Raw genomic sequence first — 24896 nt, forward strand, 5'->3', positions numbered from 1 at the left:
GTAGCCTCCCGCAAAAATAGCTCATCGCCAGGTTGAATATTAAAAGAACAAAGCCTCCTTTCTTAGCTGAAAGGAGGAGTTTTGTTTTTGATTATACGGATGGTGGGTTTGGTTACAGCAGGTGATTATGGGTTTATTGTTCGGGCTTTCATTTCTTTAGCTGCAAGTGCATAGCCTCCATCAGCACCATCAAAAAAATGTACTTGTCGTCCGCTAAGATCGAACACTAAACAGCTTAGCAACGCTCGATCGCTGACGTGCAATCCATAGACAAGCTTGCCTGATCGATACTTCCGCTCTAAGTAATCGGTGAGCTTCTCTCGTTGCAGGGCATCTCCAGCGATTACCATTCGCAGCATATCATCAAACTTGCAATAGTCAGTTGCAGCCGCTACAACGTCTTGATATTTACCCCAATCTGTTCCGCCGACGTTGAGCTTAAATTTCATAAATATCCAGCCGAGCAGATTTTCAAACTGAATTTTGATCAGATATTTGAGTTTGCTGAACCCATGGTTGGTCGGGGTACGGACTTTAGTTTCTTTAAGAAGTGTGTTGGGGCTGAAAGATAAAGAGCGGCGATCGCCCGCTCCATAGATTCAGTTGAATTTGTTCGATTAGGTCTCGATACTCTTCGTCGTGCGTTGCCAGCACTAATAAACTGACCGTTTCTCCATAGCGACTTGGAATGTCTTGCCAGCGACACTCTAAATTGAGAACCGATACGATCAAGCAAGCACCCAACAAATTGACATCTTTATAGCGACCCTGCTCAATGGCACGAGTCGAGCCGATGATATCGGTAATCACAATCAGCCAATCATCAGGAACAGCCACAAAATTATGATGGTCAGTGATTTGTACAAAGTCAGTCAAAACAGGTAAATCGGAATAGAAATACCGAGTAGGCATGGTCTTAGTTTAGTACATGCTTTGTATAATCTAGCACTAGTACGGAATTCTCTCTGACGTGGATTTAGTCGTTTAATGTAGATTCTATGAACCTTCTGCAAATTCTTCAAGATGACTATCAGCGCTTTCCAGACGATCAAACCTATGGTCTTTACGCTGAAGACGTTTACTTTAAAGACCCGTTGAATGAGTTTCGGGGACGAGATCGCTATCAGCAAATGATCGGCTTTATCAAAACCTGGTTTCTCAACGTCCAGATGGATCTCCACACAATTCAGCGCAATGGCAATTTGATCAGGACAGACTGGACATTGAGTTGGAACACGCCTCTACCGTGGAAGCCTCATATCTCGATTAGCGGATGGAGTGAGCTAACCGTCAATGGGGATGATCTGATCGTGTCACACATCGATTATTGGCACTGTTCGCGTTTAGACGTGTTAAAACAACATTTCCGCTAACGGTGCGCGATCCACAAAGCTGGGTTCCTGTGGGAGAATGAAGTTAAGTAAAAGAATGTAAACAATTCTCAGGCAAGGACTTCGATCGACCATGCGTGTAATTTTGATGACAGGGAAAGGCGGCGTTGGCAAAACCTCTGTAGCTGCCGCAACTGGGCTTCGTTGTGCAGAGCTTGGTTATCAAACCCTTGTCTTAAGCACCGATCCGGCTCACTCGCTAGCCGACAGTTTTGATCTAGAGCTAGGTCACGAGCCAAAGCTGGTTCGCCCTAATCTGTGGGGTGCTGAGTTAGATGCCCTGATGGAGTTAGAAGGCAACTGGGGTGCAGTCAAACGCTATATTACTCAGGTCTTGCAAGCGCGGGGGCTAGATGGCATTCAAGCTGAAGAGTTAGCTATTCTCCCTGGTATGGATGAGATTTTTGGGTTGGTGCGGATGAAACGCCACTATGACGAAGGCACCTTTGATGTGTTGATCATCGACTCTGCACCAACTGGAACCGCACTGCGGCTGTTAAGTCTGCCAGAAGTTGGCGGCTGGTATATGCGAAAGTTTTACAAGCCATTTCAAGGAATCTCGGTGGCATTGCGCCCCTTGGTGGAGCCGATTTTTAGACCGATCGCTGGCTTTTCTCTGCCCAGCAAAGAGGTGATGGATGCGCCCTTTGAGTTTTATGAGCAAATCGAAGCGTTGCAAAAAGTGTTGATCGATAACACGCAAACTTCAGTGCGACTAGTCACCAACCCTGAAAAGATGGTGATTAAAGAGTCGCTGCGTGCCCATGCTTATTTGAGCTTGTACAATGTTTCGACAGATTTGATTATCGCAAATCGCATTATTCCTGAGTCAGTGACTGATCCATTCTTTAAACGTTGGAAAGAAAGTCAATCGCAATATCGTCAAGAAATTCACGATAACTTTGCGCCTTTACCTGTGAAGGAAGTGCCGCTCTATTCAGAAGAAATGTGCGGGTTAAAGGCGCTCGATCGCTTAAAAGAAACGCTCTACCCCAACAACGAAGATCCTGCCCAGGTTTACTACAAAGAGACGACGCTGCGGGTTGTGCAAGATCAGGGTCAATATAGCTTAGAGATTTATCTGCCTGGAATCGAAAAAAGCCAGATCGAACTTAGCAAAACGGGCGACGAGTTAAACGTGCGGATTGGAAATCATCGCCGTAATTTAGTGTTACCTCAAGCATTAGCGGCGTTAAACCCGGCGGGGGCAAAGATGGAGGACGATTATCTCAAAATTCGGTTTGCTGACCCGGCGCGAGTCTAGATATTGTGGTCTTCGCTGTCTTGTTCTCGCCCTTGCAAGCGATTAAATAACTTGGATCTTTAGGATTTAAGAAAGCACTCTAAAATCCTATTCTTGAAGACTTAGGATAGGTTTTACAGGAGAACAAGACCATGCCCAAGTGGAAGATCACAACCGAGTTTACGTTTAACGCCGCTCACTCAATTCGTGACTATGATGGGCCCTGTGGACGACTGCACGGACACACGTATACCGTTCGGTTAGAAGCGACGAGCGATCGCCTTCATGCTTCAGAATATTGTCCTCATGCAGCAATGGTGGCAGACTTTAGAACGCTCAAATGGGCAAAACGAGATGTTCTTAAAGGCGGACTCGATCACTGCAATCTCAATGAAGTGTTGCCAGAAGGCTATGAATCAACGTCAGAGATGATTGCTCAGTATATCTACGACAAAACCAAGAAGACCCTGCCGGAGGGCATCAAACTCAAAGTTGCAGTGTCAGAATCGCCAAACTCATGGGCGGAGTATGAGGATGATTGATTTTGAATTGACCGATCGCGCCTCGACAAATCAGACCACGTTGCCGATTGTCGAAACCTTTCACTCGGTTCAAGGCGAGGGCGCTTGGACGGGCACAAACGCATTCTTCATTCGATTGGGGGGCTGTGATGTGGGCTGCTGGTTTTGCGACACAAAAGAGTCTTGGAATCCGCGACGACACCCACAGCGAAAAATAGTGGACTTGGTGGCAGATGCGATCGCAGCAAATCCGGCGATCGTCGTGATCACAGGCGGCGAACCTTTGATGCACGATTTAACGGAGTTGAGTCACTCGCTTCACGATGCAGGTCTGCGAGTGCATTTAGAAACGTCTGGCGCACATCCATTTAGCGGTCGATTTGATTGGGTGACGCTTTCCCCTAAAGTCTCTAATCCGCCCCAAGAGAGCGTTTATGCTCATGCGAGTGAACTCAAAATCGTGGTTGCAAACTCTCAAGATTTGATTTGGGCAGAGCAGCAATCTGCAAAGGTTGTAGCCTCGGTAATTTGCTATTTGCAAGCTGAGTGGAACACAGAAGGAAGTCGTGATCTGATTTTTGATTATGTGTTGCGACATCCACAATGGCGAATCAGTGTGCAAACTCACAAAATGTTAGGAGTCCGGTAGAGAAGCGATTTTCTCTCTGACCCACTTCCGAAATGCTTTTAGTGCTGCGCTTCTTCCCTCTGATTTGCTTTGTCGCACAAAGCGAGAAACCGCTTCTGTGATCGAAAAGTTTGGAAACGTCGGGCTAGTTTCAGATTGAACATATTGATTGTCTTGAAGAACATCGATTCTCAAGCTTCCAGCTTCATATCGCCAGAGTTCCGGCACACCCAACGCTTGATAAGCATCTAATTGGGTTTTAGACGTGACATCAATTTCGATCGCTAAATCGGGTGGTGGGTCGATCGACAAATCGATTCTTGACTTTCCTCGCATCCGTTCGGGGTGTTGGATGTAAAAGCAGTTATCTGGCTCGATCCCCTGCTGCATCTCTTGTCGCTTAAAGGTGGTTGAGCCGAAACATTCGCAATCCATATCCAACTCTTCGAGCAAGATTTTTACCAAATCTCCGATCATCTCTTTGCTGACTTCATGCTCTGGCAATGGAGCCATAATTTCTAATGTTCCTTTGCTGTAAGCCAATCGCGTGTTGCGGCGATCACCGAGTTCTTCCAAAATCGCCTCAAACTCTTGCCAATTAATATCTTCTAGCACTACTCGCTGCCCGGCCAAAACTCGAATTTGTTTCAGTTGAAGTGTAACCATGTTGGCTCCTCGGCGAGTGGAGATCGGGATAGAAAACCCAGAACATGAGATTAGTTTGACATCCTCAACCCGCACTCTTCAGGTCAAAGATTACGTTTTGTCAAGACTAATGAGAAAATAGTCTTCCTTTACGACCCCGAAACTCGGTACACTACAAGATGAATTCTGAGATACCGCAATAAATATGAGCGTAGTTAGCCAAGTCATCCTTCAAGCCGACGACGAACTCCGTTATCCCACGAGCGGCGAGTTGAAAGGCATAAAAGAGTTTTTTCAAACCGGGGTACAGCGCACTCGCATCGTCGAAACGCTCTCATCCAACGAGAAGAAGATCGTCGAGCAAGCTAGCAAAAATCTTTGGAAAAAGCGCCCCGACTTTATCGCCCCCGGCGGTAACGCCTACGGCAACCGTGAACGCGCCCTCTGTCTACGTGACTATGGTTGGTATCTCCGCCTAGTCACCTATGGCGTATTGGCCGGGGATAAAGACCCGATCGAGAAGATTGGTTTAATCGGCGCACGTGAGATGTATAACGCCCTGGACGTTCCTGTTCCTGGCATGGCAGAGGCGATGCGCTGCCTTAAAGATGCTTCTCTAGCACTGTTGAGCACCGAAGACGGGGCAGAAGCCGCTCCTTACTTTGACTACCTGATTCAGGGTATGTCTTAGAGCTAGGTTGCGAAAAACTGAATATTGTTGACTTCCCCACGATCGAGAGAGGTTTCTGGCTCTTTAACGTCAGAACTCTCTCGATCGTGGGGAAACTTTTTACAGACAAAGGGCATTGCTGAATGTGAATTGCCCTCCTCAACGCCAGATAAAGTTCCGAAAATAAAGGAGTCCAGATTGATCTCTAAACTGTAATGACTCAACTCGATCAGATTTTGAACTTTTGGTTTGGCGATATGCAAGATGTCGCTCAGTTAAAGTCTCGCAAGGTTTGGTTTACCAAAGATGCGGCGTTTGACAAACAGGTGAAGCAGTTCCAATCTGACTATGAGCAAGCCGCCTCAGGTCAACTCGATCGATGGCTCGACTCGCCCCAAGGTTGTTTAGGGCTTGCCCTGCTGCTCGATCAGTTTCCACGCAATCTGTTTCGGGGTCAGCCACGATCGTTTGCCACCGATGCCAAAGCGCTCTCTGTGGTACAACACGCTATTGCTCAGAGGTTCGATCGACAATTGCCTCCAGTTCAGCGACAGTTTCTCTACTTTCCAATGGAACACAGCGAAAACCTGGAGCATCAACGTCAGTCTGTGAAGCTATTTCACCAGTTCAGCGATAATCCCGATCTGAGTGACACTTACGATTTTGCGTTGCGCCATCAAGCCATTATTCAAAGGTTTGGACGGTTCCCTCATCGCAATCAGATTCTCAGACGTGCTACCACGCCTGAAGAAGCTGAGTTTCTCACGCAGCCAGGATCATCTTTTTAACTGAGAGGCTATTTAATCGGGTAGATAGTCCTTTTACAACGTTCCATAACCTCGCCAAACTCCCACCAAAACGCCTTGCACATCCACTTGAGCTGCCGAAACTTCGGTGACAGGATAAAGGTCTCGATTGGGGTTGCCGGGTTGAAGAATCACCTTGCTGCCTTTTCTCTGAAAATATTTCAGCGTCGTTTTTCCTTCGACTCGTGCGGCGACGATCGCGTTGTTCTTTAAAGTCTTCGGGTCTGGCACTGGCTGCATAATCACAACATCGCCATCATCGATTAGCGCATCAATCATGCTGTGTCCGCGCACTTTTAAGGCAAAATGCTGAGGTTTGATCAACAGACTGGAGAGATCGAGATGCTCAACTTCGGTATCAGAGAAAGTTTCTACCAGACTGGTTGCGGCGATCGCGCCCAAGATTGGCACACCTTTAGGTTCGGGGTGCAGCAGACGAATGGTGCGAGCTTGTCCTTCTGACCAGGCGATGTAACCTTTATTTCGCAAGTGTTCTAAACGGCTCTGCACGGGGGCTGGTGACTTAAGATTCATCGCTGTCATCATCTGCCGAATTGAAGGAGAATGTTGATGTTGGTAGATATATTCGGCTAGCCAGTCGTAGAGTTGCCTTTGGGCTTCGGTGAGAGGTTCCAGCATAATTAGTACAAATGATGAAAGATTTTAGAACATTTGTATCACATATTAGTACAGTCGTCTAGTGATTTAAACAAAAGATCTCTAAGAACATTCGTATCATCAATTTTGACATTTGTCTTGCGATCGAAAAAAGATTGCGATCGTTCTCGGTGCAGTTCGTTTGCGATAATGAGTGGGTTGATAAAATGCTGTTTTGATACGGTGACTTATGACTGCTGTTGAAACCACTCCTCGTCTGGCATCTCGCGTTGTAAATCGCATTCTAGCGATCAAGCCATTGTTTAATCTGGCAAAATATCAGGCGCGTCAGATGATGATTAAGCGGGCAGAGTCGATCGGAGTGCAGTGGGTTCAAGAAGCCGAAACGCTGCGATCGCGCGATTGGACAGCCGAATTCAATCAGGTCAACTATCCCGATTTAGCCTATCCCGATTATTATTTGCGCCCCTTCCATGCTTACAACGAGGGCAATCTAGGCTGGGAGCCTGCCACAGAAGTCGAAGTAGCTGCCTACGCCGTTCATGCCCGAATTTGGAAAGATGCTGGAGCAGAGGGTGATGCTCGACTGCGGCAAAGCTATCACGCGATTTTGAAAGAGTTACCCAACGCGCCAAACGATATTGTGGATCTGGGTTGCAGCGTTGGCATGAGTACCTTTGCGCTTCAAGACACGTTTCCCAGCGCCAAGATTACTGGAGTCGATTTGTCGCCCTATTTTCTAGCAGTTGCCTACTATCAAGCCCAGCAGAAGCGTCAAAATCCTCCGATTTGGGTTCATGCCGCCGCCGAGTCAACCCGCTTGCCGTCTAGCTCTTTTGATTTGGTGTCTGCTTGTTTGATGTTTCACGAGTTGCCTAGAACTGCTGCGATCGAGATTTTGCAAGAAGCGAAACGGTTACTGCGTCCCGGTGGACACTTAGCGATTATGGATATGAATCCGAAGTCAGAAATTTATGCGAAAATGCCGCCCTATATTCTGACGCTGCTTAAGAGCACTGAGCCGTATATGGATGATTACTTTTCGTTCGATATTGAGGGCGCGATCGTAGAGTCGGGGTTTGCTCAACCTACGGTGACTTGCAACACGCCTCGCCACCGCACGGTCGTGGCTCAAGTAAAATAGACGATTCTCTACTGACTGTCTTATCTTTTGCTGGTCAAACTGAATGCCCGAAAGGATTTTGCTTGTTCCTCAATTCGACTGGCAAGCCGATCGCAGACTAAATTGCAAAGATCAAAAATCAAATCGTCTTCAACGCTGTAATAAGCCAGGGTGCCTTTGCTGCGACGGGTTAAGATGCCCGCTTGCAACATCACCTTTAGATGTTTTGAGACATTTGCCTGACTTGTGTCGGTCACTTCAACCAAATCCTGAACGCATTTCTCGCCGTCTCGCAGCAGATTGAGAATTCGGAGGCGCATCGGCTCACCCAAGACACTGAAGTAGTCGGCAACTTGCTGGACAACCTCTTGCGGAACAGGCTTTGCGGTTTTCATGTCGATTGAAGACAGGCTAGCTGGGATCACCAAATCTTATCGAGTAGAGTTCTCTATAGCAATAGAGTAATCATTCACAAGCCTGAGCTTCGCAGAAACTTCATATAACCACGTGACAGATGAGTGGATTGACGAAATTACGATCGCGCTAACTTATGGTAAATCTCTACAGACATCAACTCGATCGCTCCCAAATTCACAGTCTTAATCTAATCTTCCAGGCTAGATCGAGGGGATCAAGCTACCTTGGGGGTAATCATTAGCCCCAGCGAACGTAGAGTTAGCAGAAATCTTATGGCACAAAGCTTTGGCGTAATTGGTCTTGCGGTGATGGGCGAAAACCTAGCGCTGAACGTTGAGCGGAATGGTTTCCCCGTTTCTGTCTACAACCGCTCTCGTGAAAAAACTGACGCATTCATGGAGCAACGAGCACAAGGGAAAAATGTCGTTGCAACGTATACGATCGCAGAGTTCGTCGCGTCTTTAGAGCGTCCACGTAAAATCTTGATCATGGTGAAAGCGGGTGCCCCCGTAGATGCCGTGATCGACCAACTCACCCCCCTTCTCGACGAAGGCGACATTATGATCGATGGGGGCAACTCGCTGTTTAGCGACACTGCCCGCCGCGCTCGTCACCTCGAAGAAGCAAAGTTTACGTTCATTGGCATGGGCGTGAGCGGCGGTGAAGAAGGGGCGCTCAACGGTCCGAGTTTAATGCCCGGAGGGACTAAAAAAGCTTACGAATATCTGGAACCGATTTTGACTAAAATCGCAGCTCAGGTTGATGATGGTGCTTGTGTGACTTATATCGGCCCAGGTGGGGCGGGTCACTATGTGAAGATGGTTCACAACGGCATTGAGTATGGCGATATGCAGTTGATTGCAGAAGCCTATGATCTGCTCAAAAATATCGTTGGCTTAAATCACGAAGAGCTACACGAAGTCTTCACCGAGTGGAACACCACTGATGAACTCAATTCTTATCTGATCGAGATTACCGCCGACATCTTTAAGCGGATTGATCCAGATACTGGGTTGCCGATCGTCGAGCTAATCTTAGACGCTGCTGGACAGAAAGGCACCGGACGCTGGACAGTCATTGACTCGCTCGAACAAGGGGTCGCGATTCCGACGATCATTGCCGCGATCACCGCTCGAATTATGTCTTCCTACAAAACCGAGCGGATGGAAGCGTCTCAAGTGTTAACAGGGCCAAGTGCCCAGTTTACTGGAGACAAAAAAGCCTTTATTGCGATGGTGCGCGATGCCCTTTATTGCTCTAAGATGTGCTCTTACGCGCAGGGGATGGCGTTGCTGAGCGCGGCATCTAAGACTTACGGCTACGCCCTTAACCTGAGTGAATGTTCTCGTATCTGGAAAGGTGGCTGCATCATTCGTGCCAGATTTTTGGACAAAATCAAGAATGCCTTCAACGAAACCCCCAATCTGCCAAACCTGCTGTTAGCACCCGAATTTAAGCAAACGATTCTGGACAAGCAAGAAGCGTGGCGAGAAGTGATTGCTCAAGCGGCGAAAATGGGAATCGCGGTTCCCGCGTTTAGTGCCTCGCTGGATTATTTTGATAGCTATCGGCGCGATCGTCTCCCTCAAAATCTTACTCAGGCACAGCGCGATTACTTTGGCGCTCACACCTATCTACGAACTGACAAAGAGGGCGTTTTTCACACTGATTGGAGCGATATCTCGTCAGCAAATGTGTCTACTCCTCAAAAACTAACCGCAGATGAGCCAGCCGCAAAAGTTGAAGATGTGCAAATTAAGGAAGTGCAAACTAAGAGCTAATTAAACGTGAATTCGATGAGATTTATCGCTTCGTCAAGAGCGGCTTCTGCCCCCTAAATCCCCCATTCTGGGGGACTTTGAACCGGAAATTTTGACTTGAAGTCCCCCAGTTTTGGGGGATTTAGGGGGCGCGATGGACTGGTAACGAAGTCGTCAAATTCACGTTAATTAAGCATTAGGTTTGACGAAAGTACGATCGAACCTTCTCATAAGGGCGCAATAGACTGCGCCCTTTTTGTTTAAGTAAACGTCAGCCTACTAGACAGTATCGTGTCTTCGAGCTTTGATCCTAGAATGCTGAAGCGCGATCGGAGTTGCAATTGGCTCCACCTTGCTGGCGGTCAGGCTACGAGTAATGTCAAGTGCTTGCAATCCTTCAAGCACAGCATCTCGGACGATCGTGTCTTCTTCTCGACTTAGCATCACGCGCAGATAATCTGCCATCTGGCGTTTTTGGACGCGATCGCTCTGTTGCTCGATCGCGTTAGTGATTCGTCGCACTGCAATCAATCGCTTGAGCGGATCGCTATTCGTCAAATCGTCCAAAATTTGGTTCAAGCGAGTTGTGGGGCGACTTTCCTGACGGTTCACCATTTGCCAGATTAAAAGTCCCAATGCTGCGATCGTGGTCGTTTGCTGTAAGAGCATTCCCGTCGCGATCCAAGGACTGTTGACTTCAGCCCATAAAGACGCTGCTAAATAGATGCCAAAAGTCGCCGCGCACCCACTTGCAGCCGCTAAGAGAAATGTCTGATTCCAGCCTTGCAGAAATTTTTCCATCTCTGACCAAGGGGCTTTCCAGTTGCCATCTTGCATCAGGTAAACTAGCATCATCACCGCAACCCCGGCACCCGTTGCCAGCACTAAGCGACCATTCCAGAACAGTAGCCCGATCGTGCCTCCGGTCACTAGCAGCCAGCCTCCCGATGCTGACCAACGACGCAAAGCCAGCGGCTTGAGGCGACGATCGCGTTGAATAAGGCTGACCAGATTTCGCCACTGAGATGAAGTCTGTGCCACGGTTCTAACCTGTTTGACTTAAAACACTCCGCTATTAGAATACCTGGTTAAATCGAGAAAGGATAAGCAATTTTAATTAAGTCGGGTCGTTAATCGAACCCATAAATAAAATTGCACCTGTTTTGTTGTCTCGAATCGCGCAGAAAAAGGGACGATCGACGGTCATTGAGAAGGGGGCAACAGTCACCTGAGCAGATGTGGCTCGAATTCCGACTGAGGTAACGGCGGCGGCTTCGGTGCCTTCTTCATTCACTTCGACAAAGGTTTTGTGTTTTACTTCGTCGATGCGCGTTGAAGTGGTGCTTAAGTTAGAAAAATCTGCCTTTGATGGATCAAATGCAACTCCCATTCCCAACGCTGAAAGGGACTTTTTAAGTTCGATTTCATAGTCCATCTTAAAGCGCGGCAGTTGAATCGAGCCTTCCCGTTTACCAAAGGCTTTCATCCAGGTTTGCCAATTTTCTGCCGTCAGCGTTTTCTGAAACTCTGCAAGACTAGAATTTGACTTGGGCAAGAAGACATAGAGACTCGTGCGCCCTTTGCCGTAAGGGAGACTGACCGCTTGAAACTGCTGATTTTCGTAGTAGCGATAATCGCCCTTTTGCGACATCATCGGGTGTTGTTTTGGACGACCGTTTGCCAGAGTGAAGGGCTGATCGGTCGTTTGACTCTTATCAAATTCGTTCATCCACTTGCCTTTGAAGTAGATGGCGTTGATCAAAAACATTACCTGCTCGGCATCAATGCGATCGACAATCTCGCTAATTTTGCCCTGGGTATTTTTTTTCACCCAGCCGTTGATCTGACTCGGCGCTGAAGGATCGGCAAAATCGAGAGACTTGACTTCGGCAGCGTAAAACGTTTGATTGCGTTGAATAAATTCTGGCTTGAAGTCAACGCCTTTTCTGGCCCAAAGCGAATTGGCGATCGTCAACTGCACGTTTGGGTCGCTGCTTTCAAGACTGGTTTTGAGATTGGCATTTGCCTGATTGATCTCTGATAGGCTCATTCCCTGCATTTCTAACGCTTTCGCGATCGCTTGCTGAGTTTCGCCTTTGGCACCGTTGTAAACCATTGAGAGCGCGATCGCGACACTCGAAGGCGACACAAAGACATTCTTTTTGCCATCTTGCTTGAGAATTTCGGAGAATAGCTTGAAGCTAAAACGAGTATTCGCCTCGACGAGTTTTGGATTAACCACGATTTTGGGTTTAGCCGCGCTCGGCTTTGTGGTTGAAGTTTGATCTATCGGCTTGGGATTTAGATTTGAGCTTGATGCAGTTGAACAACTGACCGACGTTAAGGTGACGATCGCTGCCAATACGGCGATGCCAATCCGGGTAAATAAAAGTTTGCTCATCGAGGTCGTTCTCATTGCGAAATATTGTCTCTATCTTTCGCTACGGTAGTATATGCAGAATTTCCGGTAAGGCTGGTTACAGTTTTTGAGACGCGGGAACCGTCCACCATGCCAGCGCATAGGGTTGAATCGGCTGATTGACGCGCTGACGGAATAGGACTCGGATTTTATAGCGTCCTGTTGTGGGAATTTGATGAAAAATATGTTCCACGCTATCCAAGTCGCTGATCGATGAACTAATGCTCTTGCGAATATCGTTATCTTCTGCCCGCATTAGGTAGAGATCGAGATTGTTGAGTCCGCGATCGTTAAATTTTTCTCCTGCATCAAACTGCCCGTTGCGATTGCGATCGCTTAACTCCACTAATCGATCCCACGCTAACGTTAATGCAACATAACTTCCCTGCTGCAACGGGTTTGCCAACGCATAATCCTGAAACGAGACATTTCCTGCACCGACTTTTCCATAATCCCACCCGATCGCTGGCACGGGCTGTTCAGGCTTCCACTCACCGGGGCTAAATTGCTGATATGCCCGAAATGCGTTCAACTGTCCTGCACCCATTTGAATATTAAGCGGCACTTTAGGATTTTTATAAGCATCTGACTCTAGCCAATTTTGATTATTTTTCTCCAACAACGTGCGCGTCATTCCTAGAAGTTGACCATTGCTGCTATCTTTGATTTTGTCAGCCGAATTCATCATCACGGCTTTCATCACTTCATGGCGACGGGCATCCAATCCCCAAGGCAATTTGCAGCCCGCACCGCGTTTACAGTTGGTTCGCAGTTGACGATCGCCAAACTCCTGCAATAATGCCACCGTTGCGGTGACGTGGGGTGCGGCAAAACTGGTGCCGATCGAGGTCGTTTGCTTGCCTTCTAGATTGGCGACCGAAACCTTATTTCCAGGCGCAGCGAGTGAGATACCACGTCGCCCTCCCAGGTTTGTCTCAACGCCATTGTTGCGCTTTAAAATACGCGGAGCCACATCGCCAATATTAGAAAAGTCAACTTTGGCATACACGCCATTTAATCGCGTTGTGAATGCAATATTCATGCCATTAAAGTTGTCAGTCGGAATCGGAATGCCGCCTTTGCCCTGATTGCCTGCAACCACATAGACAACATTGTGAACCCGCGCTGACCAGTCAATGCAGCGCGTCAACAGCGCATTGCCATCTAGCTTGGCACTCGGTCGCGGGTCTTGCTGAAGGGCTTCGCCAAAGCTGAAGTTAATTGCCCGCACATCGCCGCCATTCTGCATTGCCAGATATTGAGCAGACAGACACTCTTCAGGCTGTCCACCCTTATGAGGAATGGCAGCCGCCGAAGAATAGAGTCGAGCATTGGGCGCAACGCCTTTAATTGCTTTGCTGTTGCCAATCAAAATACTCGCAACTTGAGCCGCATGAGTGTCTAGATTAGTGTTGCTTTTAGCGGGTTGATTGCGAAGAAATGCCCGCACGATCGACACCACTTGATTAGTGTTTGCCGCTTTATCTAAACCACTTTGGGGAGGTCGCCCAATCTCAAGCTGTCCGATCGCGATTTTGCGTCCGGTTAAGTTATGAGGCGGCTTTTGCAGCTTTAAAGCATCGATGCCATCTTGGGCGATCGAAGACTCTTCGACAGACGCGCTTTTAACGCCGCCTGCTAATGCTGCCCAAGTCGCGATTCCACACGCCAACCACCCTAATTGATGAATCCGCCGCACAACATTTCGCTCCCAATTTGTCACGCTTATTTTCGCTCGATCGCTCAAAAAGCTCAGAGTTTATCACCAAAGCTTTACAAAGTTTCCTTGAGAAGATGAGAGAAAATATTCACAATTTGTTAAACTGGACACAAATTTAAGCAGTCTAAAAAGTAGAAGCCACTATGACAACGCCATCCCAGAAGTCGATCGTCATTGCTCCATCGATTTTGTCTGCCGACTTTAGCCGTCTTGGAGACGAAATTCGTGCCGTTGATGCAGCCGGAGCCGACTGGATTCACGTTGACGTGATGGATGGTCGCTTTGTCCCTAATATTACGATCGGGCCGTTGATTGTCGAAGCAATTCGCCCGGTGACTCAAAAGCCTTTGGATGTTCACCTGATGATTGTCGAGCCAGAGAGGTATGTCGAAGATTTTGCCAAAGCGGGCGCTGATCACATCTACGTTCATGCTGAGCACAATGCGTCGCCTCACCTGCACCGCACCTTGGGGCAAATCAAAGAATTGGGCAAAAAAGCGGGCGTTGTCTTGAATCCCGGCAGTCCTTTAGAGTTAATTGAGTATGTGCTTGACCTGTGCGATCTGGTGCTGATCATGAGCGTTAACCCTGGTTTTGGGGGTCAGAGCTTTATTCCTGGGGTGGTGCCCAAAATCCGTAAGCTGCGTCAGATGTGCGATAAGCGCGGTCTTGACCCTTGGATTGAGGTTGATGGCGGCTTGAAGGCAAACAACACCTGGCAAGTGATCGAAGCGGGTGCGAATGCGATCGTGGCTGGGTCTGCTGTCTTTAACGCACCTGACTATGCAAAAGCGATCGCAGACATCCGCAACAGCAAGCGCCCTTCTCCTGAGCTTGCCGCCGTTTAGTCTCTGATTATTTGAATAGAAAGGGGAGAAGATCGGGTGCGATCGTCTCCCCTTTTTTGATTGAGAAAATTCTGAAATAGTCTAAAAGCTATCATCAAGAGTTCAAAACTCTATTACTAAATACAGGCTCGAATAAAATATTTGAGTGACATAGCGATCGCGTCCCTATTGCCTTCCTAGGGGCACATTGGGGACACGATTACTCCTTAATGTTGCAAATAACTTAACATCAAAACTTGGTTCATATGTACTAAAATAATACTGGCTTCTCAAATGGCATAGTTAGCGGTACAGCTATGTGGAAGCATCACAAGTAGTATTTGAAACGAGGAAACTTCTCATGACTAAGCAATCGTTAATCAAAGCACTCCAGCAGCAGCTTACTCAGATAGAAGACTTGACGGAGAAACAATTGAACAGACTCTTAGAAAGACTAGAAAGCCAGAAGGCAAAACTTCCATTGGAGGATCACGCAATTATTGGTTGGGGGATCAGTATTATACGAACTAAAGTGCAGGAAGAGGAGCAGTTAAGAAAGAAGGTGAGCGAAATATTTAGCAAATACCATAGCATTGAAACTTTCATAGTAGGATTAGTAGGAGAGGGTTTCTGCTTTAATAATCCCACTAGTGAAACTAGGTTGCGTCACGCTGGCAAAGACGAACTAGTGGCTATCGTAAATGAAAGTCATGCTTACGATACAAATAAATTTATCGAAGATTACGTGCCTCTCTTTAAAGAATATTTACGCGACTTCTGTGCTTCCCAGGAAAGAGCTACGCTGTATTCAAATTGGATTGAGAAATATATAAAATTCTTTGAGAGTAGTGCTTCTTGCATGGAATCTCCTAAGCTTGCATTTTACTACCGCAGTCTTAGTGAAGAACTTAGTAACAATGAGGGATAAGTTTAAGCTGTTACTCAAATTTAGTAGGATTTTTCTTACTCTGTTCTTCAGCTTGTCTTCTTCTTTCATTAATTCTACGAGGACGATCTGTATAAGCATAGTTGGCAACCTCATTACTCAAATCGTTTTCCCCTAATTTACTGAGTGTTGCTATCAGAAGGCTCATTTCCATGTGAAAAACTCCTTCCAGACGATCGTGTATGGACTCTGGTATTAATTCCGCAGTATTCTCTTTGTCGGCTGGCTGGAATCTTTCATCAATTTTAAAAAGGAAAGAATCTTTTGAGGTTTCGCTCAGTTTAAGACTTTTAACTTTAGCTCTCAATACCATATGTTCAAACTGTCTTAGTTTCTCTAGATCCTCTTGTCTAAATTCAGCTCTGTCTAACGTTACATTTGATCTGTCAAGAAGTTTATCAATTGCTGACAGAGTTCTCTGTTCTGTTTCCTTCGAGGCAAATTCTGGATATATTTTAGCTTCATCAATTATTTGAGCTATCTCGATGTTTAATAACTCATGTTCTAACCAATTTGTATGCGACTCAACTGTTTGTAGCCGTTTGGTAAAACGTTCACTCTTGATAGCGTTTGGAACTATCTGATTTTCTAATTCGCGCTGTAGCTCTAGCTTTAATTTTTCTTTCTCCGGCTCTTTTAGAATTTCCGTAAGAATATCTTTTACGGCAAATGCAGCAAAGATTGATGCGATCGCAAACACAACAGGAAAAGAAATTTGTTCAAATAAATCTCCTTTCATCTTGTTTTCTTGGTTCGCTATTTCTTTTTTAATCTCATCTGATATCTGTCTTTGAATTTCCGCTTGAGAAGTTGTTTTCCGAAGAACAATCTGCTTTCCTACCTCTTCTCTAACCCGGCTCTCTAAATTCGCTGAATTTAACAACTGACTATCTGTGCTAGCAGGCTTAAAGATGTTAGAACTCCACCCCACCAGCACAAAAGCCGGAACATAACATAAAAGAGGAACTAGACAAATTTTTAACCATGACATTCCTGACATTTCTTATGAACCTCAATCTAGTGTTTCTAAGATATGAACAATTTCTCTCAAAATTTCTACTTGGTCAAGGGGGGCATTTTGAACTCGATCGACAATCAGAGATGCGGTTGCTCGGTTGACCTGAATTTCTTGGGCAAGCTTGCGAATACTGATCTCTCGATCTAGCTTACAGAGTAATAAAATTGCTCGAAACCATTTGCGTAAATCTAAATGTGTCTTGTGAAATAAAGTACCAACTGTCACACTATACGAAGTAAAGCAACCATTACAACGGTATCGATGTTCAATTTTATACTTTGTTGCCTTGGTTGAACCGCAGTAAGGACAGATCGGCGTTCCATTCCAGCGAATTTTCTCTAGACAAGCAAGACACTCCTCATGAGTCTCAAACATGGGGCGATACTCCTGACGTTAGGCAATTGGGGGATAATTGCCTAAGCTACAGAGAAAAAACCCTATCAGGAGATCAGCCGCAAACTATACAGAACCCTCAAAACCTTCACGCGTTAGCTTTGAGTTGTGTACTACGCTACTTAACTCAAAACCAAAAAACTCAGCGATCGCTGCAATAAAGTTTTGCTCCTACCTCTGTTCGTAGCACAGGCTTAGATTAAGACTACAAATCAGAGCAACAGGTAATGTTTTAAACCTGTTGCTCTGATTTATATGAACGTTACCTATAACGCCCCTATAGAAATTATGACCTATTCTTCGATGACTTCGCGAATACGACGCTCTAAACGATCGAGATCCAGCCCTCCCTCATCACGAGAAAATCGGCGAACCGATTTATTCACCTGCTGCAAATCATTAAACAAGTCGCGCAAAATCTCTTGCTGCTGACGAGATTGAGTCACCTCACGCGGCTCTTGAACTAAATCGCGCACGATCGAGTCTTCTGCCCGTGACGCAACGATCGGGTCAGGTTGCCCTTCTAACTGGACAAACGTGCGACGACCGGGGCCGCGATCTTCTTCGATCGGCACCACAGCGGTCACTTGGTCAGAGCGCACATACTTCCCAAACCCCAGATGTACCAGCACTGACGATTGAATTCTCATTTGCTTTCTCTTGACTCTTATATCCCTATTATCGCTGTTTTGATAATAGCTGTGAGTCATTTCCCAGGCGGTTTCCACGGCATTTCTGGGCGGATTTCTTTTGCCTTAATTTGATTACCCCGCCGATCGTTGGGCGGGTGTTTTTAACAGCTTGTTTACCAGTGCAGGAATGTCAGATGGGCGATCGGCAACCGCAATCTTGGCGCGATTGAAAGCATTGACTTTGCTATCTGCGGTGCCAATGTCTGGGCCAAAATCAGCAATTTGTGAATCGATAATGGCTCCGGCGTGTCCCATGCGTCTACCTCTGGGGGCACTACGTCCGGCAATGTAGGCAATCACAGGTTTATCGATCGCTTCTGCAATATAGTGGGCTGCCGCTTCTTCACTATCTCCACCAATCTCACCCACCAGAACGATTACCTCAGTGCGATCGTCTTCTTCGAGAATCTGTAGCCACTGCGGAAACGAAGAACCGACGATCGTGTCTCCGCCAATGCTGATCCCGATCGATTGTCCTAGCCCTGCCTGAGTCAGCGTCCATGCCACTTCATAAGTTAAGGTGCCACTGCGACTGATCAGACCCACCGAGCCAGGTGTGTAGAGATCGGGTGGATGAATGCCTAGCAAAATCTGACCCGGCACAATAATTCCAGGACTGTTCGGCCCGACGAGCAGCGTTTCGGTCGCTTCGGCTTTGCGAATCAGATGCACCATGTCGAGCGGCGGAATGCCCTGACTAATCAAAATCACTTGCCGAATGCCTGCGGCGATCGCTTCTAAAGCAGCATCTAGTGCCGCGTAAGGCGGAGTGCAAATGACGGCTGCATCGATCGTGCCCACGATCGGAATCGCTTGCTCTAACATGTCAAAGACGGGAATGCCTTTGAGAATTTGTCCTCCAAACCCAGGGCTGATGCCAGCAACCACATGCGTTCCATACGCTTTCATTAGGGGCGCACAGGTTATCCCCAACGGCTCCATGATGCCTTGCACGATGACTTTGCTAGCTGGGGTAAAAATCATAGGAGTTTAAAGGTAGCTGCTCAAAGAGAAACTCGATCGATAGATGAAACTAACGGTTTTGGGGCAGAAGAGACAACCTGCAAGGACTATAAACTTTCTGCGAAGGAGTCGCAAGACAGGAAGATTTGAGCGCTCAGGGCTGAAGTGCCAGAGTTTCTAAGGGTTTGAGTAAAAGAATCCTCACAAATTGCTAAAGCATCGGAGACAGTGATAGTGATTAATAGCATAGGAGATACAAAATTATATTTCTGCTGAGTCAACTACAATATGGCAAATCTTGCCAAATCCCTAATCGCAACTCAGAATTAGAGGATAAGTTCCGTGAAAACACGGGAGAGACTGTAAGTTAAAAAACAGTTAACGTTTGGTTAAGTCGGCTTTTTGGTTTGTTTGGTAAAGCTCACAACTTTTGAAACCGCCATATCCAGATCATCAACAACCAGCGCCTGAGTCGTTGATAGCCGCTCTTTTGCCTCCATCACACGAGAGCCGACTAACCTAACGACCAGTTGAGGAGTGCGAACCACTCGACTGACCATAACTTCCTCCCTAGCTTCGCTAATGCTCCGAACTTTGCGGCTTTGGCGTTGAAAGAACTGCGCGATCGACTCTGCAATTTGGTCACAAGGCACCGTTCCAGTGACTAGGTTGATTAGCACGACTCTCACCTGTTTATTTTGGGCGATCGCTTCCAGCCCAGTTTCCAACCGTTCACATAGCGTCTCAGGTAGCCAATTGTAGTGAGTTTCGCTGCCAATGTTCAAAAAGTTGGCGGGTTTGCCTCCTGCCTGACCGACTAAATCCATCGTCGCCATCGTTAGCCCAGCGCCATTGCAGAGAATTCCAACTTGTCCATCGGGGTCTAGCGTAGAGGTCACTTCTAAAGAACGATCGGAGGCAGGTTGTAGGACAGACTCATCAAGCGCACGAAGCGGATCGACGGGCAGCGATGCGTTTGGTTCTAAGGCTGCGAGGGCAGGGTGACGGGCAAGCGCATCGTCGTTTACCGTGACTTTGCCATCGAGTGCCATGACTTCTCCAGTTGGGCTAACGCCTAAGGGGTTAATCTCGACTAGATCTAGATCGTTGTCTAGAAATAGCCGATACATTTTTTCGACGATCGCGCTGACCGAGTTGATCAGCGATCCTTTCAGCCCCATTTTCAGCATTAAGCGACGGGCGTAAAATGGCGAAAATTCTTGATCGACGATGACGTGTTGCATCTCATCGATCGCCGTTTGCACATCCACCCCGCCTTTAAGAGAACCCAGTAATACGGGGCGGCGAATGGATCGATTTAGAACAACCGCCAAATAGAGTTCTTGTTGAACATCGTATTTTGCTTCTGCCAGCAGTGCCTTGGGATATTCCCCCATGATTGGTAGATTGAAGATGGTTTGAGCCGCCGCCACCGCGTCGATCGTGTTTTCGACAAATCTGACTCCGCCGACTCGTCCGCGTCCGCCCATATAGACTTGAGACTTGAGCACGATCGGGTAAGGCAACTCCAAGCCCTTGAGATCTCTGGGGCGATCGATGCGCTGTGACGGCAAAACAGGAATCCCCATTTCACGAAAAAGCTCTTTTGCCTGATATTCAAGTAAGTCCATCACGATGTTAAAAAGGGGTCAGGGGTCAAGTTTCGCACTCTTTTTTCGGCTTTGCCAGTCTTTGGCGACTAAATCAATGCCATAAAATCGTTGCCAAAACTTATCTACCAGACTGGTGGGCAAAACTTTGGTCATCATGAACAGTAGAAAATCACCACTGGTTGCCGCCACATAGCGAGGGCGAGGATTGCGATCGGTCATAGCTTTGAGAATGACGATCGCTACTTGTTCCGAAGTCCAAGCGCGGCTGCTGGTTTGCTTTTCTAAATCTTCTAGCTTTTTAAAGGCAACTCGGTAGGGAGAATGTTCGGGATCTACGATCGTGTGATCGATTTCTTTGTCTACTACGTCAAAAAACTCTGTGCTGACCGGGCCTGGCTCAATTACACTCACCCGAATATTAAACGGAGTCAACTCTCGCCGCAGAGAATCGCTAACCGCTTCTAACGCAAACTTAGAAGCACTATACAACCCCCCAAACGGGAAGGCAATTTTGCCCGCGAGCGAACTGACGTTAATAATTCTGCCGCCTCCCTGATCGCGCATTGCCGGAATCAGCGCTTGAATCAGCGCGATCGCGCCCAGCACATTCACCTGTAGCTGACGCTGAACCGCTTCGGGAGGAATTAGCTCGATCGGCCCCATCTGCCCATAGCCTGCGTTGTTGACCAAAATGTCAACGCGCCCAAAGCGATCGAGGGCGGTCTTCGCGAGCGCTTGCACTTGGTCAATCTGTGCCATGTCAGTGGGCACAGTGATCACCTCTGCGCCTGCTTTGCTGCACTGTTCGGCGACGTGAGCCAGTTTTCCGACGTTGCGGGCAGCTAACACTAAGTGAACGCCAATATAACGATCGGCTAAGACTTGGGCAAGTCCAGCTCCAATTCCAGCAGAGGCACCTGTAATTAAAACAACTTGCCCAGCTAAGGGAGAGGTTTGCGGCATGATTTCAATCTCGATCGGGATCTCTCAGCCAATTATTATCATTATTCAGGGATCTTTGTCTCGCTCCTAAGTCAGGAGTCACGGGCTGAGAAATTAAGTGAACCCTTTTGAGCGTTACCTAGTCTAAAAAGATATCACTTACCATTCAGCGCAGGAATGATTTACAGGTGTTAGCGGCAACGATCGACGTGATAGCGAATGACTCGTTTAATGGTCAGTTTGAAGAGTCGGATCAAGATCTCGTGCGGCGATGTATCCAGGGAGACTCCCAGAGCTTTCGTCGGCTTTATCAACGGCATCAGGGTCGGGTCAGAGCCATTCTTTATCAACTCTGCGATCCCACAGCGCTGGATGACTTGGTGCAGGAAGTGTTTTTACGGGCGTGGAAAGGTCTACCCAAATTTCGGCAATCTGCCCAATTTTCGACCTGGCTCTATCGCATTGCCTGGAATGTTGCTTCCGATCATCGGCAAATCGCAGCTAAGGGACGCACTCGCCTCGAAGCTTTAACTCACCAGGCTCCGACTCAACAAGATGCCCCTAATTTGATGCACCTCCATTATCAAGACTTGGTGCAGCGAGGGCTTAAGAATCTCAGCTTTGACCACCGCAGCATTCTCGTACTGCATGATTTAGAAAGTGTCCCTCAGAAGGAAATTGCTGAAATTTTGGAGATTCCGGTGGGCACGGTGAAATCTCGTTTGTTTCACGCCCGCGCTGCAATGCGACAATTTCTCTATCAAGAGGGAGTCCAGCTATGAGTTTGTTGCCTGACGATGACCAGGATTTAGTTGATTTTTTGCGGCAGCACCGATCGCCCCCGCCTCCCCCGGCAGTCGGTTTAGAGCGAGAGATTATCAGCAAGATTGCGGCACCCAGCGATCGCCGTCGATGGAACTTTTGGCTGATTGCTCCTACCCTTGCTGCCAGCTTGATCACCGCAGTTCTCAGCTATCGTGCCTGGATGCCGCCTCAGCCTAGTGCGACCGAAGTTGCGACGCTAGAAGCCTTCATCGAAAGCAACTGGCACAATACTATTTATGACAATTCAGATACCGAATTGATCTCTACCAACGATGAATGATCACCCTTCTCGTCTGCTCAAGTCTCTTACGCTCCGTCGTGTCGGGGCGGTCGCAGCCCTGCTAATTGCGTTAGGGGGGGCGATCGCGCTTAAAGGAAATCACCAAGCAGATGCAACGCTAGAGCCATCTTTATTGTTGGCTGATCCCGTTGCTCAAGATGCCCCGTTACCCCTAAAGCGAGGAATGGGTTGGCTCAGAGATCTCGATCTTAAGCCGGATCAGATGCAGAAAATTCAGGCGATTCGTCGTCAGTCTAGAGATCAGATTGACCGTCAGCGTCAAGAGATGCAGCAAGCCCAGCAAGAACTGCGATCGCTGATGGCGAGTGATGCGTCTGCTGATCAGATTCGAGAAAAATATCGTCAAGTTAAAGGCGTGCGTGACCAATTAGCCGACGCGCAGTTTGACAGCCTCTTGGAAATGCGGCAGGTGTTAACTCCTGATCAACGTCGCAAGTTTGCCGAACGGATGCAGCGTCGCAGAGACGTTAATGGTAAAGCGCCGCGATCGTAAGGGCCGCAATCATCGGGATCACGATCGGGATCGCCACTAAAAGCGCCCATCCATCAAACCGCAGAGACTGGCCGTCTGATTTGAGCAAAAAAATCAACGCCCCAACGCCCATCACGACCCAGATGCCGCCAAAGATAAAGAAGACTGTATACGCTGCGCTACCCATCCCTGATTTCCCCAAATAACAAATCTGTGCGATTCTAGCGATCGTGACTAACCTTTAGACAAATGACGGTTTACGTTTATCTGCATGGGTTTGCATCGAGTCCGCGATCGCGTAAGGCGCAAGATTTGCGCGATCGCTTCGCTGCTCTAAATCTAACGCTCCACATTCCTGATCTTAACCAAAACGACTTTACTCATCTGACGCTGACTCGCCAAATTCAACAAGTTTGTGCTGGGTTTCCGCCTGATCAGCCGATCGTGATTATCGGCTCTAGTCTGGGAGGATTGACCGCCGCTTGGGTTGGAGAACAATGTCCTCAAGTCGATCGGCTAGTCTTGCTGGCTCCTGCGTTTGAGTTTCTCAATCACTGGGTCCCCAAACTTGGCGATAAACTGTTGCGTGAATGGCAGTCTGGAAAGCCTTTAATGGTTTATCACTATGGAGCAGAGCGGTTATTGCCTTTGAATTATCAGTTTGTCGTTGATTGCGCTGACTATGATTCAGCCCGACTGCAAAAACCGATTCCTACTCTGATCATGCACGGCATTTACGATGAGGTGATCCCCATTCAGGCGAGTCAAAATTATGCTTACTTACGTCCTTGGGTTGAGTTGGTCGAACTTGAGAGTGATCACGCTTTAGCAGAAGTAAGTCAGGCAATTTGGGGATCAGTTACCCAGTTTTTGTTTTGAAAGAAATGCTGGAGACATCTGCCCCCACACAGCCCCAAACGGGTTCAGGTGCTCGTTATGAATGCAAACCTTTGTGAATAAGCGACTCAGTTTTGCCTCATTTTCTTGGGTTTAAGCTAATACAAAATAAGAGTTCTTGATGACTCTGCTGAAATCAAACTTGCGTTCAAAAAAATATTTGCTAATATCTTAACCACTATGCTGAATAGACATCTTCTAAAAGCGTGGTTTATTGGGATTAAGCATTCACGTAATATCTATCCTGCAAGTGATTCAGTTCAGAGTTTGAGTCTAGTATGTTTGAGTTATCAAGAGATTAGTCGTTAGATTCTGTTCTGATTTGCTGGTTGACTAACCAGTTTCCCCGCCCCGATTGTCGTTCCCAAGGAATTTATTATGGTAGAGCCTGAATTGAAACAAGTGGAGTATGCTACCAGCGACGCACCTAGTGTCCTGGTTGAGCCGACCAGTCCTGACATTTCGATCGATCAAGTGGGCACTTTGGCTCCGATGTCTACCAGCAGCGAAGGCAACGAGCAATGGCGAGAAATCGGTGAAAAAGCTTACGCCTTTCTAGCATCGCTGCCCGAATATTTAGGACGATTTTTCTCTGAATATCGCCAGCCGCTCGTGACGCTAGGTTTAATCTTTGGCTCGATCGTATCGGTCAAACTCACCCTGGCACTGTTGGGCGCGATTAATGAGGTGCCCTTATTACAACCAACGTTTGAGCTAATTGGGTTGGTTTACACCGTTTGGTTTACCTATCGCTATTTGCTCAAAGCTTCTAACCGCCAGGAGTTAGGTGAAGATTTCAACAAGCTGAAGTCTCAAGTGGTTGGCAAATAACGATCGAGATTTATCTTCGATTTAACCGCGCTGCTCAAGGGGGTTCATTTTCCCTCTTGGGCAGTTGCTTTGATCGCAGCAGTCGTTTTTCTGTCAAAGTTGAGCGCTTCATTTTTGACCGATGCTGTGTTGTCTGGGATACATAATCTTGAGCATTTCTATAGTTCCCATTAAAGGAAACCCCGTTCTCGAAATGCCTTCCTAAGATAGAAGTA

Annotated in this window: 30 protein-coding genes; 15 read left to right on the forward strand and 15 right to left on the reverse strand. The window is 47.4% G+C overall.

The window, feature by feature from the left end; translation table 11 throughout:
- Nucleotides 1–125: 125 nt before the first annotated feature.
- Nucleotides 126–599 carry a DUF3095 family protein gene (locus C7B65_RS29380; protein ID WP_219898699.1) on the reverse strand — a complete coding sequence of 158 codons (474 nt, stop codon included), beginning with the start codon at nt 597–599 and terminating at the stop codon, nt 126–128.
- Complete coding sequence (locus C7B65_RS29385) at nt 544–912, reverse strand: DUF3095 family protein (protein ID WP_073073802.1); 369 nt, start codon at nt 910–912, stop codon at nt 544–546. The genes C7B65_RS29380 and C7B65_RS29385 overlap by 56 nt, the downstream gene beginning before the upstream one ends.
- A gap of 86 nt (nt 913–998) precedes the next feature.
- On the opposite strand from C7B65_RS29385, the gene C7B65_RS22015 reads away from it, so the two are divergent.
- From C7B65_RS22015 to C7B65_RS22030, 4 genes are all read left to right on the forward strand, one after another.
- Nucleotides 999–1373, forward strand: a complete 375-nt coding sequence (locus tag C7B65_RS22015) for a C6orf136 family protein (protein ID WP_073073801.1) — start codon at nt 999–1001, stop codon at nt 1371–1373.
- A gap of 91 nt (nt 1374–1464) precedes the next feature.
- Entirely contained in the window at nt 1465–2655 is a 1191-nt protein-coding gene (locus C7B65_RS22020) for a TRC40/GET3/ArsA family transport-energizing ATPase (RefSeq protein ID WP_073073799.1), read from the forward strand.
- A gap of 131 nt (nt 2656–2786) precedes the next feature.
- Nucleotides 2787–3176, forward strand: a complete 390-nt coding sequence (locus C7B65_RS22025; protein WP_073073797.1) for a 6-pyruvoyl trahydropterin synthase family protein — start codon at nt 2787–2789, stop codon at nt 3174–3176.
- The gene (locus tag C7B65_RS22030; protein ID WP_073073796.1) at nt 3169–3804 is read left to right on the forward strand and encodes a 7-carboxy-7-deazaguanine synthase QueE; all 636 of its coding nucleotides are present in this window, start codon (nt 3169–3171) and stop codon (nt 3802–3804) included. Before C7B65_RS22025 ends, C7B65_RS22030 begins: the two co-directional genes overlap by 8 nt.
- Here C7B65_RS22030 and C7B65_RS22035 read toward each other — a convergent pair.
- Entirely contained in the window at nt 3790–4449 is a 660-nt protein-coding gene (locus C7B65_RS22035) for a Uma2 family endonuclease (RefSeq protein WP_073073794.1), read from the reverse strand. The genes C7B65_RS22030 and C7B65_RS22035 overlap by 15 nt on opposite strands.
- 184 nt (nt 4450–4633) lie before the next feature.
- On the opposite strand from C7B65_RS22035, the gene C7B65_RS22040 reads away from it, so the two are divergent.
- Nucleotides 4634–5119 (forward strand): allophycocyanin subunit alpha-B, encoded by a 486-nt coding sequence (locus C7B65_RS22040; RefSeq protein ID WP_073073793.1) that lies wholly within the window; start codon nt 4634–4636, stop codon nt 5117–5119.
- A gap of 194 nt (nt 5120–5313) precedes the next feature.
- The gene (locus C7B65_RS22045) at nt 5314–5886 is read left to right on the forward strand and encodes a DUF924 family protein (RefSeq protein WP_073073789.1); all 573 of its coding nucleotides are present in this window, start codon (nt 5314–5316) and stop codon (nt 5884–5886) included.
- A gap of 33 nt (nt 5887–5919) precedes the next feature.
- Here C7B65_RS22045 and lexA read toward each other — a convergent pair whose 3' ends face one another.
- The gene (gene lexA / locus C7B65_RS22050; protein ID WP_317615828.1) at nt 5920–6543 is read right to left on the reverse strand and encodes a transcriptional repressor LexA; all 624 of its coding nucleotides are present in this window, start codon (nt 6541–6543) and stop codon (nt 5920–5922) included.
- A gap of 208 nt (nt 6544–6751) precedes the next feature.
- Between lexA and C7B65_RS22055 the strand changes: the two genes are divergently transcribed.
- The gene (locus C7B65_RS22055; protein ID WP_073073788.1) at nt 6752–7666 is read left to right on the forward strand and encodes a class I SAM-dependent methyltransferase; all 915 of its coding nucleotides are present in this window, start codon (nt 6752–6754) and stop codon (nt 7664–7666) included.
- Between the two features lie 20 nt (nt 7667–7686).
- Here the strand turns inward: C7B65_RS22055 and C7B65_RS22060 are convergent, their stop codons facing one another.
- Nucleotides 7687–8040 (reverse strand): ArsR/SmtB family transcription factor, encoded by a 354-nt coding sequence (locus tag C7B65_RS22060; protein WP_073073786.1) that lies wholly within the window; start codon nt 8038–8040, stop codon nt 7687–7689.
- Between the two features lie 294 nt (nt 8041–8334).
- Here C7B65_RS22060 and gndA point away from each other — a divergent pair, with 294 nt between their 5' ends.
- The gene (gene gndA / locus C7B65_RS22065; RefSeq protein WP_073073784.1) at nt 8335–9843 is read left to right on the forward strand and encodes an NADP-dependent phosphogluconate dehydrogenase; all 1509 of its coding nucleotides are present in this window, start codon (nt 8335–8337) and stop codon (nt 9841–9843) included.
- Between the two features lie 258 nt (nt 9844–10101).
- Here the strand turns inward: gndA and C7B65_RS22070 are convergent, their stop codons facing one another.
- The 3 genes from C7B65_RS22070 to C7B65_RS22080 form a co-directional block, all read right to left on the reverse strand.
- Nucleotides 10102–10863 carry a hypothetical protein gene (locus tag C7B65_RS22070; protein ID WP_073073783.1) on the reverse strand — a complete coding sequence of 254 codons (762 nt, stop codon included), beginning with the start codon at nt 10861–10863 and terminating at the stop codon, nt 10102–10104.
- A 76-nt stretch (nt 10864–10939) separates the two neighbouring features.
- The gene (locus tag C7B65_RS22075) at nt 10940–12223 is read right to left on the reverse strand and encodes a serpin family protein (protein WP_083583056.1); all 1284 of its coding nucleotides are present in this window, start codon (nt 12221–12223) and stop codon (nt 10940–10942) included.
- Nucleotides 12224–12299: 76 nt separating this feature from the next.
- Nucleotides 12300–13964, reverse strand: coding sequence for a S8 family serine peptidase (locus tag C7B65_RS22080; RefSeq protein WP_223257430.1), 1665 nt, complete (start codon nt 13962–13964; stop codon nt 12300–12302).
- 140 nt (nt 13965–14104) lie between these two features.
- Here C7B65_RS22080 and rpe point away from each other — a divergent pair, with 140 nt between their 5' ends.
- Together rpe and C7B65_RS22090 are read left to right on the forward strand one after the other, a co-directional pair.
- A complete protein-coding gene (gene rpe, locus C7B65_RS22085) occupies nt 14105–14809 on the forward strand; it encodes a ribulose-phosphate 3-epimerase (protein WP_073073779.1) in 705 nt (234 codons plus the stop codon).
- A gap of 340 nt (nt 14810–15149) precedes the next feature.
- Entirely contained in the window at nt 15150–15716 is a 567-nt protein-coding gene (locus C7B65_RS22090) for a hypothetical protein (protein ID WP_073073774.1), read from the forward strand.
- A gap of 10 nt (nt 15717–15726) precedes the next feature.
- On the opposite strand, the gene C7B65_RS22095 is transcribed toward C7B65_RS22090, so the two are convergent.
- From C7B65_RS22095 to C7B65_RS22120, 6 genes are all read right to left on the reverse strand, one after another.
- Nucleotides 15727–16734: a hypothetical protein gene (locus tag C7B65_RS22095; RefSeq protein ID WP_106254130.1), complete on the reverse strand. Its 1008-nt coding sequence runs from the start codon at nt 16732–16734 to the stop codon at nt 15727–15729.
- Nucleotides 16735–16746: 12 nt separating this feature from the next.
- Nucleotides 16747–17127 (reverse strand): transposase, encoded by a 381-nt coding sequence (locus tag C7B65_RS22100; protein ID WP_073073770.1) that lies wholly within the window; start codon nt 17125–17127, stop codon nt 16747–16749.
- Between the two features lie 311 nt (nt 17128–17438).
- Nucleotides 17439–17795 carry a hypothetical protein gene (locus tag C7B65_RS22105; protein WP_073073768.1) on the reverse strand — a complete coding sequence of 119 codons (357 nt, stop codon included), beginning with the start codon at nt 17793–17795 and terminating at the stop codon, nt 17439–17441.
- Nucleotides 17796–17909: 114 nt separating this feature from the next.
- Entirely contained in the window at nt 17910–18821 is a 912-nt protein-coding gene (locus C7B65_RS22110; protein ID WP_073073767.1) for a succinate--CoA ligase subunit alpha, read from the reverse strand.
- A gap of 368 nt (nt 18822–19189) precedes the next feature.
- Nucleotides 19190–20431, reverse strand: a complete 1242-nt coding sequence (locus C7B65_RS22115; RefSeq protein ID WP_073073765.1) for a succinate--CoA ligase subunit beta — start codon at nt 20429–20431, stop codon at nt 19190–19192.
- Nucleotides 20432–20449: 18 nt separating this feature from the next.
- Complete coding sequence (locus tag C7B65_RS22120) at nt 20450–21376, reverse strand: SDR family NAD(P)-dependent oxidoreductase (protein ID WP_073073763.1); 927 nt, start codon at nt 21374–21376, stop codon at nt 20450–20452.
- A 167-nt stretch (nt 21377–21543) separates the two neighbouring features.
- On the opposite strand from C7B65_RS22120, the gene C7B65_RS22125 reads away from it, so the two are divergent.
- The 3 genes from C7B65_RS22125 to C7B65_RS22135 are packed head-to-tail and all read left to right on the forward strand — an operon-like array spanning nt 21544 to nt 22974.
- Nucleotides 21544–22137 (forward strand): sigma-70 family RNA polymerase sigma factor, encoded by a 594-nt coding sequence (locus C7B65_RS22125; RefSeq protein ID WP_244913265.1) that lies wholly within the window; start codon nt 21544–21546, stop codon nt 22135–22137.
- Nucleotides 22134–22460, forward strand: coding sequence for a hypothetical protein (locus C7B65_RS22130; RefSeq protein WP_073073762.1), 327 nt, complete (start codon nt 22134–22136; stop codon nt 22458–22460). Before C7B65_RS22125 ends, C7B65_RS22130 begins: the two co-directional genes overlap by 4 nt.
- Nucleotides 22453–22974, forward strand: coding sequence for a Spy/CpxP family protein refolding chaperone (locus C7B65_RS22135; RefSeq protein ID WP_073073760.1), 522 nt, complete (start codon nt 22453–22455; stop codon nt 22972–22974). Before C7B65_RS22130 ends, C7B65_RS22135 begins: the two co-directional genes overlap by 8 nt.
- On the opposite strand, the gene C7B65_RS22140 is transcribed toward C7B65_RS22135, so the two are convergent.
- Nucleotides 22949–23140 carry a hypothetical protein gene (locus C7B65_RS22140; RefSeq protein ID WP_073073758.1) on the reverse strand — a complete coding sequence of 64 codons (192 nt, stop codon included), beginning with the start codon at nt 23138–23140 and terminating at the stop codon, nt 22949–22951. The two genes, C7B65_RS22135 and C7B65_RS22140, sit on opposite strands and share 26 nt — an antisense overlap.
- A gap of 62 nt (nt 23141–23202) precedes the next feature.
- Here C7B65_RS22140 and C7B65_RS22145 point away from each other — a divergent pair, with 62 nt between their 5' ends.
- Together C7B65_RS22145 and C7B65_RS22150 are read left to right on the forward strand one after the other, a co-directional pair.
- The gene (locus tag C7B65_RS22145; protein WP_073073756.1) at nt 23203–23832 is read left to right on the forward strand and encodes a YqiA/YcfP family alpha/beta fold hydrolase; all 630 of its coding nucleotides are present in this window, start codon (nt 23203–23205) and stop codon (nt 23830–23832) included.
- 396 nt (nt 23833–24228) lie between these two features.
- On the forward strand, nt 24229–24681 hold the full coding sequence (locus C7B65_RS22150) for a CAAD domain-containing protein (protein ID WP_073073754.1): 453 nt from the start codon (nt 24229–24231) through the stop codon (nt 24679–24681).
- Nucleotides 24682–24896 lie beyond the last annotated feature (215 nt).

The sequence above is a fragment of the Phormidesmis priestleyi ULC007 genome (genome assembly GCF_003003695.1).
GTDB lineage: Bacteria > Cyanobacteriota > Cyanobacteriia > Leptolyngbyales > Leptolyngbyaceae > Phormidesmis_A > Phormidesmis_A priestleyi_A.

Bases quoted from the DNA above. Each gene is read 5' to 3' on its own strand.
- C7B65_RS29385 (WP_073073802.1), bottom strand. From the start codon at position 912: ATGCCTACTCGGTATTTCTATTCCGATTTACCTGTTTTGACTGACTTT.
- C7B65_RS22015 (WP_073073801.1), top strand. From the start codon at position 999: ATGAACCTTCTGCAAATTCTTCAAGATGACTATCAGCGCTTTCCAGAC.
- C7B65_RS22020 (WP_073073799.1), top strand. From the start codon at position 1,465: ATGCGTGTAATTTTGATGACAGGGAAAGGCGGCGTTGGCAAAACCTCT.
- C7B65_RS22025 (WP_073073797.1), top strand. From the start codon at position 2,787: ATGCCCAAGTGGAAGATCACAACCGAGTTTACGTTTAACGCCGCTCAC.
- C7B65_RS22030 (WP_073073796.1), top strand. From the start codon at position 3,169: ATGATTGATTTTGAATTGACCGATCGCGCCTCGACAAATCAGACCACG.
- C7B65_RS22035 (WP_073073794.1), bottom strand. From the start codon at position 4,449: ATGGTTACACTTCAACTGAAACAAATTCGAGTTTTGGCCGGGCAGCGA.
- C7B65_RS22040 (WP_073073793.1), top strand. From the start codon at position 4,634: ATGAGCGTAGTTAGCCAAGTCATCCTTCAAGCCGACGACGAACTCCGT.
- C7B65_RS22045 (WP_073073789.1), top strand. From the start codon at position 5,314: ATGACTCAACTCGATCAGATTTTGAACTTTTGGTTTGGCGATATGCAA.
- lexA (WP_317615828.1), bottom strand. From the start codon at position 6,543: ATGCTGGAACCTCTCACCGAAGCCCAAAGGCAACTCTACGACTGGCTA.
- C7B65_RS22055 (WP_073073788.1), top strand. From the start codon at position 6,752: ATGACTGCTGTTGAAACCACTCCTCGTCTGGCATCTCGCGTTGTAAAT.
- C7B65_RS22060 (WP_073073786.1), bottom strand. From the start codon at position 8,040: ATGAAAACCGCAAAGCCTGTTCCGCAAGAGGTTGTCCAGCAAGTTGCC.
- gndA (WP_073073784.1), top strand. From the start codon at position 8,335: ATGGCACAAAGCTTTGGCGTAATTGGTCTTGCGGTGATGGGCGAAAAC.
- C7B65_RS22075 (WP_083583056.1), bottom strand. From the start codon at position 12,223: ATGAGCAAACTTTTATTTACCCGGATTGGCATCGCCGTATTGGCAGCG.
- rpe (WP_073073779.1), top strand. From the start codon at position 14,105: ATGACAACGCCATCCCAGAAGTCGATCGTCATTGCTCCATCGATTTTG.
- C7B65_RS22090 (WP_073073774.1), top strand. From the start codon at position 15,150: ATGACTAAGCAATCGTTAATCAAAGCACTCCAGCAGCAGCTTACTCAG.
- C7B65_RS22095 (WP_106254130.1), bottom strand. From the start codon at position 16,734: ATGTCAGGAATGTCATGGTTAAAAATTTGTCTAGTTCCTCTTTTATGT.
- C7B65_RS22100 (WP_073073770.1), bottom strand. From the start codon at position 17,127: ATGTTTGAGACTCATGAGGAGTGTCTTGCTTGTCTAGAGAAAATTCGC.
- C7B65_RS22105 (WP_073073768.1), bottom strand. From the start codon at position 17,795: ATGAGAATTCAATCGTCAGTGCTGGTACATCTGGGGTTTGGGAAGTAT.
- C7B65_RS22110 (WP_073073767.1), bottom strand. From the start codon at position 18,821: ATGATTTTTACCCCAGCTAGCAAAGTCATCGTGCAAGGCATCATGGAG.
- C7B65_RS22115 (WP_073073765.1), bottom strand. From the start codon at position 20,431: ATGGACTTACTTGAATATCAGGCAAAAGAGCTTTTTCGTGAAATGGGG.
- C7B65_RS22120 (WP_073073763.1), bottom strand. From the start codon at position 21,376: ATGCCGCAAACCTCTCCCTTAGCTGGGCAAGTTGTTTTAATTACAGGT.
- C7B65_RS22130 (WP_073073762.1), top strand. From the start codon at position 22,134: ATGAGTTTGTTGCCTGACGATGACCAGGATTTAGTTGATTTTTTGCGG.
- C7B65_RS22135 (WP_073073760.1), top strand. From the start codon at position 22,453: ATGAATGATCACCCTTCTCGTCTGCTCAAGTCTCTTACGCTCCGTCGT.
- C7B65_RS22140 (WP_073073758.1), bottom strand. From the start codon at position 23,140: ATGGGTAGCGCAGCGTATACAGTCTTCTTTATCTTTGGCGGCATCTGG.
- C7B65_RS22145 (WP_073073756.1), top strand. From the start codon at position 23,203: ATGACGGTTTACGTTTATCTGCATGGGTTTGCATCGAGTCCGCGATCG.
- C7B65_RS22150 (WP_073073754.1), top strand. From the start codon at position 24,229: ATGGTAGAGCCTGAATTGAAACAAGTGGAGTATGCTACCAGCGACGCA.